At 71.8% G+C, this 6,907-nt stretch carries 7 protein-coding genes; all 7 read left to right on the top strand.

Translation table 11 applies throughout. The annotated features are described in order from the left end of the window. Positions 1 to 277: 277 nt before the first annotated feature. Positions 278 to 808 carry a crossover junction endodeoxyribonuclease RuvC gene (ruvC, locus tag ACH4N1_RS16405; RefSeq protein ID WP_382792981.1) on the top strand — a complete coding sequence of 177 codons (531 nt, stop codon included), beginning with the start codon at positions 278 to 280 and terminating at the stop codon, positions 806 to 808. Then, positions 805 to 1,410 (top strand): Holliday junction branch migration protein RuvA, encoded by a 606-nt coding sequence (gene ruvA, locus ACH4N1_RS16400; RefSeq protein ID WP_398097689.1) that lies wholly within the window; start codon positions 805 to 807, stop codon positions 1,408 to 1,410. Before ruvC ends, ruvA begins: the two co-directional genes overlap by 4 nt. Before the next feature lie 27 nt (positions 1,411 to 1,437). Beyond that, complete coding sequence (gene ruvB / locus ACH4N1_RS16395; RefSeq protein ID WP_366057845.1) at positions 1,438 to 2,532, top strand: Holliday junction branch migration DNA helicase RuvB; 1,095 nt, start codon at positions 1,438 to 1,440, stop codon at positions 2,530 to 2,532. A gap of 187 nt (positions 2,533 to 2,719) precedes the next feature. Next, positions 2,720 to 3,226, top strand: coding sequence for a preprotein translocase subunit YajC (gene yajC / locus ACH4N1_RS16390; RefSeq protein WP_398097688.1), 507 nt, complete (start codon positions 2,720 to 2,722; stop codon positions 3,224 to 3,226). 136 nt (positions 3,227 to 3,362) lie between these two features. Then, positions 3,363 to 5,126 carry a protein translocase subunit SecD gene (secD, locus tag ACH4N1_RS16385; protein ID WP_398097687.1) on the top strand — a complete coding sequence of 588 codons (1,764 nt, stop codon included), beginning with the start codon at positions 3,363 to 3,365 and terminating at the stop codon, positions 5,124 to 5,126. Positions 5,127 to 5,129: 3 nt separating this feature from the next. Beyond that, entirely contained in the window at positions 5,130 to 6,254 is a 1,125-nt protein-coding gene (gene secF, locus ACH4N1_RS16380; RefSeq protein WP_398097686.1) for a protein translocase subunit SecF, read from the top strand. After that, positions 6,251 to 6,799 carry an adenine phosphoribosyltransferase gene (locus ACH4N1_RS16375; protein ID WP_398097685.1) on the top strand — a complete coding sequence of 183 codons (549 nt, stop codon included), beginning with the start codon at positions 6,251 to 6,253 and terminating at the stop codon, positions 6,797 to 6,799. Before secF ends, ACH4N1_RS16375 begins: the two co-directional genes overlap by 4 nt. The last annotated feature ends 108 nt before the right edge of the window (positions 6,800 to 6,907 follow it).

The raw sequence follows: 6,907 nt of genomic DNA, 5'->3' as shown, positions 1-6,907 counted from the left end.
GGGTCGCTTCAAATTGTGGCCCCAGCCTTGAGGACCCGGCGGTTGAGCTGGTTTGCGTCGCGCGTGCCCCCGGGGCCGGGGGGGGGGCGCCGGGGGGGGGGGGGGGCCCCCCCCCCCCCCCCCCGACGGCGTTGTCGGTGCCAGCGGATAGCCTGGCGACCGTCAGGGATCACCGGTCACGGCATTCGGCCGTTGCCGGCCCGGACACGAGAGCCCGGTCACGGGGACCGGGGCGCAGGAGTCCGGGCGCGGGTCCGGACGAGGACGAGGAGGGCGCGTGCGCGTACTCGGGGTGGACCCCGGTCTCACGCGATGCGGCGTGGGCGTCGTCGAGGGCGTCGCGGGCCGGCCGCTCACCATGCTCGGCGTCGGTGTCGTACGGACGCCCGCGGACGCCGAGCTGGGACAGCGCCTCGTCGCCGTCGAGCAGGGCATCGAGCGGTGGCTGGACGAGTACCGCCCCGAATTCGTCGCCGTGGAGCGGGTGTTCAGCCAGCACAACGTGCGCACGGTCATGGGCACCGCCCAGGCCAGCGCCGTCGCCATGCTGTGCGCCGCCCGCCGCGGCATCCCGGTCGCCCTGCACACCCCCAGCGAGGTCAAGGCGGCCGTCACCGGCAGCGGCCGCGCCGACAAGGCCCAGGTCGGTGCCATGGTGACCCGGCTGCTCCGGCTCGACGCGCCCCCCAAGCCCGCCGACGCCGCCGACGCCCTCGCCCTCGCCATCTGCCACATCTGGCGCGCCCCCGCGCAGAACCGACTCCAGCAGGCCGTCGCCCTGCACACATCGAAAGGCCGTACGGGATGATCGCCTTCGTGAGCGGACCGGTCGCCGCCCTCGCCCCCGACTGCGCGGTGGTCGAGGTGGGCGGCATCGGCATCGCCGTCCAGTGCACGCCGAACACGCTCTCGGGCCTGCGCACGGGCCGGGAGGCGAGACTCGCCACCTCCCTGGTCGTCCGCGAGGACTCCCTCACCCTGTACGGCTTCGCCGACGACGACGAGCGCCAGGTCTTCGAACTGCTCCAGACCGCGAGCGGGGTCGGCCCCCGCCTCGCCCAGGCCATGCTGGCGGTCCACTCGCCGGACGCCCTGCGGCGAGCCGTCGCCACCGGTGACGAGAAGGCCCTCGTCGCCGTCCCCGGCATCGGCAAGAAGGGCGCCCAGAAGCTCCTGCTGGAGCTGAAGGACCGCCTCGGCGAGCCGACCGGCGCCCCCGCCGTCGGCACCCCCGTCACCCAGGGCTGGCGCGACCAGCTGCACGCGGCCCTGATCGGCCTCGGCTACGCGACCCGCGAGGCCGAGGAGGCCGTCACCGCGGTCGCGCCGCAGGCCGAGGCCGCCGGTGGCACACCCCCGGTCGGTCAGCTCCTGAAGGCGGCGCTGCAGACCCTCAACCGAGCCCGCTGACCCCCCTACATCCCCGAGGCACACCACATGAACTGGGACGACCCGACCGACGCGACCGCCGACGAGGGGCTCGCCGGCCCCGCCGCGGAGCGACTGGTGGGCTCTGTCGCCGACGGCGAGGACCAGGCCGTCGAGGCCGCCCTGCGCCCCAAGGACCTGGGCGAGTTCATCGGCCAGGAGAAGGTCCGCGAACAGCTCGACCTGGTCCTGCGCGCCGCACGCGCGCGGGGCGCCACCGCCGACCACGTGCTGCTCTCCGGCGCCCCCGGCCTCGGCAAGACCACCCTGTCGATGATCATCGCGGCCGAGATGGGCGCCCCGATCCGGATCACCAGCGGCCCCGCCATCCAGCACGCGGGCGACCTCGCCGCGATCCTCTCCTCCCTCCAGGAGGGTGAGGTCCTCTTCCTCGACGAGATCCACCGCATGTCCCGGCCCGCCGAGGAGATGCTCTACATGGCGATGGAGGACTTCCGCGTCGACGTCATCGTCGGCAAGGGCCCCGGCGCCACCGCCATCCCCCTGGAGCTGCCCCCGTTCACCCTGGTCGGCGCCACCACGCGCGCGGGCCTGCTGCCGCCCCCGCTGCGCGACCGCTTCGGCTTCACCGCGCACATGGAGTTCTACGAGCCGGCCGAGCTGGAGCGGGTGATCCACCGCTCGGCGAACCTCCTCGACGTCGAGATCGACACCCACGGCGCCGCCGAGATCGCCGGCCGCTCCCGCGGCACGCCCCGCATCGCCAACCGCCTGCTGCGCCGCGTCCGGGACTACGCCCAGGTCAAGGCGGACGGTGGGATCACCCGCGAGATCGCGGAAGCCGCGCTGAAGGTCTACGAGGTCGACGCCCGCGGCCTCGACCGCCTCGACCGCGCGGTCCTCACGGCCCTGCTGAAGCTGTTCGGCGGCGGACCGGTCGGCCTGTCCACGCTCGCCGTCGCCGTGGGGGAGGAGCGCGAGACCGTCGAGGAGGTCGCCGAACCCTTCCTCGTCCGCGAGGGCCTGCTCGCCCGCACGCCCCGCGGCCGGGTCGCGACCCCCGCCGCCTGGACCCACCTGGACCTGACCCCGCCCCGCCCCGCCACCGCGGGAAACGGACAACAGGACCTGTTCGGGGCGTGACCGCCCGGGCATCCGCCCGGGATCGGACGCGGTGATGGCGGCACCAGGAACCCTGGTGCCATGCTGAGCGTTGTTCCCTGCACGCGGACTCGCTTAGACTCCGCCGATGCCGCCCTTGTCGGCAGCGCACACACCCCCAACCATCAGGCCGCTCACCACCGCGGTCGCGTGAAGGAAGTACCGACCCGTGAGTCTCGTGACCCTCCTCCCGTTCATCGTGCTCATCGGGGCCATGTTCCTGATGACCCGGTCGGCGAAGAAGAAGCAGCAGCAGGCCGTGGACATGCGCAACCAGATGCAGCCCGGCAGCGGTGTCCGCACGATCGGGGGCATGTACGCGACGGTCAAGGAGGTCAACGAGGACACGGTCCTCCTCGACGCCGGCCCGGGTGTGGACCTGCTCTTCGCGAAGAACTCGATCGGCGCCGTGCTGACGGACGACGAGTACAACCGCATCGTCCACGGCATCGAGCACGACCTGAAGTCCGACGCCGACGTCGTCCCGGACGACGCCTCCTCCCTCACCGGGACCGACGGGTCCGCCGACGCTGCCGCCGCTTCCGGCGACCAGCCCGTCGACCTCGGCAAGAAGGACGAGGAGCCCGGCACGAAGAACGAGGCCGAGGAGACCGCCGCTGCGGAGGCCGACGAAGAGCCGAAGAAGACCGACGGCGACTCCGACGCGAAGAAGTAGCCACGACCCGGGGCAGGCGGGCCGGTCCCGCGTGTCCCGGGCGCGCGCAATCTCGCACATAGGGGATCCCGACACCATGTCATGGCCGCTGCCGCGCTGATCCGGCGCGAGGCGGCCCGAGAGGGAGTACGAGAAGGTGGCAGCACCTAAAAAGGGCCGGAGCGCGAGCGCCCAGAGCAAGCCGTGGCGCTCGCTGGCCCTGATCCTGATCGCCATCGTGGGGCTCACCGGAGGCATGTTCCTCTCCGGTCACACGACTCCGCGTCTCGGCATCGACCTTGCCGGCGGTACGAGCATCACGCTCGAGGCGAAGGCCGACCAAGGGTCCGCGATCAACAAGGCCAACATGGACACCGCGGTCGAGATCATGAACCGCCGTGTCAACGGTCTTGGCGTCTCCGAGGCGGAGGTGCAGACCCAGGGCGACCGCAACATCATCGTGAACATCCCCAAGGGCATCAACTCCAAGGAAGCCCGGGCACAGGTCGGCACCACCGCCAAGCTGTACTTCCGCCCGGTCCTGGCCAGCGAGCCCAGCGGCGCCGCCGCGAGCGGCTCGCCGAGCCCGTCGGCCAGCGGTTCCCCGGCCGCCTCCCCGAGCCCCTCCGCGAGCGCCTCGTCAGGTGAGAAGGCCTCCTCCTCGACCTCTCCGTCGGCCTCCGCCACCTCCCAGGGCCGTGCCGTCACCGACGCCCTGAAGGCCGACTCCACGCCGTCGCCCTCCGCGAGCGCCTCCGCCGCCGCCAGCCCCTCGGCGTCCGCGAGCGGCGGCACCACCGGTGAGGCGGCCCTCCAGGCGAAGTACGCCGCCCTGGACTGCAGCAAGCGCTCGCAGCGCGCCGGGCTCGGCGAAGGCGTCAAGCCCGGCGACACGACCGTGGCCTGCGGCGACATCGACGGCGTCTGGTACAAGTACCTGCTCGGCCCGGCCGCCGTCGACGGCACCGAGGTCAAGGAGGCCAAGGCGACCTACGACACCCAGGGTGCCGCCGGCTGGCAGGTCAACATGAAGTTCGACTCCAAGGGCGCGAAGAAGTTCGCGGACATCACGGGTCAGCTCGCCCAGAACCAGCAGCCGCAGAACCAGTTCGGCATCGTCCTCGACGGCGAGGTCGTCTCCAGCCCGTACGTCAGCTCCTCCATCGCCGGCGGCCAGGCCCAGATCTCCGGCAGCTTCCAGCAGGAGGAGGCCCAGAACCTCGCCAACATGCTGTCGTACGGTGCGCTGCCGCTCAGCTTCCAGGAGTCGAGCGTCCAGACCGTCACCGCCGCGCTCGGCGGTGACCAGCTCCGTGCCGGTCTGATCGCGGGCGCCATCGGCCTCGGCCTGGTCATCGTCTACCTGGTGGCCTACTACCGCGGCCTGTCGCTCATCGCGATCGCCTCGCTGCTGGTCTCCGCCGCGCTGACGTACGTGATCATGTCGCTGCTCGGCCCGACGATCCACTTCGCCCTCAACCTGCCGGCCGTCTGCGGCGCCATCGTCGCCATCGGCATCACCGCGGACTCGTTCATCGTGTACTTCGAACGGGTCCGGGACGAGATCCGCGAGGGCCGCTCCCTGCGCCCCGCGGTCGAGCGGGCCTGGCCCCGGGCGCGGCGCACCATCCTGGTCTCCGACTTCGTGTCGTTCCTCGCCGCCGCGGTGCTGTTCCTGGTCACCGTCGGCAAGGTCCAGGGCTTCGCGTTCACGCTCGGCCTGACCACCGTCCTCGACGTGGTCGTGGTCTTCTTCTTCACCAAGCCGCTGATGACGCTGATCGCGCGCCGCAAGTTCTTCGCCGGCGGCCACAAGTGGTCCGGCCTCGACCCGAAGAGCCTGGGCGCCAAGCCGCCGCTGCGCCGCACCCGCCGTCCCTCCGGTCCTGCCGCCGGTCCCGTCGAGACGAAGGAGGCGTGAGCGATGTCGAAACTCGGCAGCCTCGGCGCCCGACTGCACCGTGGTGAGATCAGCTACGACTTCATCGGTCACCGCAAGATCTGGTACGGCATCTCGATCCTGATCACGATCACGGCCATCGTCGGCCTGGCGGTCCGCGGCCTGAACATGGGCATCGACTTCCAGGGCGGTGCCGTCTTCACCACCGCCAAGAACACCTCCGTCTCCGTCTCGCGGGCGGAGACCGCCGCGGAGGAGGCGGCGGGCCACCAGGCGGTCGTGCAGAAGCTCGGCGACGGCTCGCTGCGCATCCAGATCGCCGGCATGGACACCAAGCAGTCCGACGCGGTCAAGGAGGACCTGGCCAAGGAGTTCAAGGTCGACCCCGAGTCGATCGCCGCCGATCTGGTCGGCCCCAGCTGGGGTGACCAGATCGCCAACAAGGCCTGGCAGGGTCTGGCGATCTTCATGGTCCTGGTCGTGATCTACCTGGCGATCGCCTTCGAGTGGCGCATGGCCGTCGCGGCGCTCGTCGCCCTGATCCACGACATCACCATCACCGTCGGCATCTACGCCCTCGTCGGCTTCGAGGTCACGCCGGGCACGGTGATCGGTCTGCTGACCATCCTCGGCTACTCCCTGTACGACACGGTCGTCGTCTTCGACTCCCTCAAGGAACAGACGAAGGACCTCACGAAGCAGACCCGCTTCACCTACAGCGAGATCGCCAACCGCTCGATCAACGGCACCCTGGTGCGTTCCGTCAACACCACGGTGGTCGCGCTGCTCCCGGTCGCGGGCCTGCTGTTCATCGGCGGCGGCTTCCTCGGCGCGGGCACGCTCAACGACATCTCGCTGTCGCTGTTCGTCGGTCTCGCCGCCGGCGCCTACTCCTCGATCTTCATCGCCACCCCGCTCGTCGCCGACCTCAAGGAACGCGAGCCGCAGGTGCGCGCCCTGAGGAAGCGCGTCCTCGCCAAGCGTGCCCAGTCGCACGCCGACGAGGAGCCCGCGCGGCCGTACGGCCACGACGGGCGTGGCGAGGACGCCGGGGACCCCGATGACGCCGAGACGGCCGTCGTCGGCCCCCGCACCCAGCCCTCGTCCCGCAGCCGCGGCCGCGGCCGTCCCTCGGGGAAGCGCCGATGACCGAGACCACCGACCTCACGACGCTGCTGCTCAGCCGCATCCGCGACGTGGCCGACCACCCGGAGCCGGGCGTGATGTTCAAGGACATCACGCCGCTGCTCGCGGACCCGGCGGCGTTCGCCGCGCTCACCGAGGCGTTCGTGGAGATCGCCGTGCGCACCGGTGCCACCAAGGTCGTCGGTCTGGAGGCCCGTGGCTTCATCCTGGGCGCTCCCGTCGCCGTCCGGGCAGGCCTCGGCTTCGTCCCCGTGCGCAAGGCGGGCAAGCTCCCCGGAGCCACCCTCGCCCAGGCCTACGACCTGGAGTACGGCTCGGCCGAGATCGAGATCCACGCCGAGGACCTGACCGCCGACGACCGCATCCTGATCGTCGACGACGTCCTCGCCACCGGCGGCACCGCCGAGGCGTCGATCCAGCTCATCCACCGCGCCGGCGCCGAGGTGTCGGGCGTCGCCGTCCTCATGGAGCTGGGCTTCCTCGACGGCCGGCGCCGCCTGGAGGCGGCCCTGGCCGGAGCCCCGCTGGAGGCGCTGCTCACGGTCTGACAGCGTTGTGGAGCACGACCGGCACGGCGTGACGACCGCCGTACGGCAAGCGGGCGGGCCCGGAGGAATCCGGTGCCCGCCCCTCGTGTTCCCCGGGCGGACCGTCCT

The organism is Streptomyces sp. NPDC017202 (genome assembly GCF_044331705.1).
In the GTDB taxonomy this organism is placed as follows: Bacteria; Actinomycetota; Actinomycetes; order Streptomycetales; family Streptomycetaceae; genus Streptomyces.
This window is presented reverse-complemented; position numbering and strand designations above follow the sequence as displayed.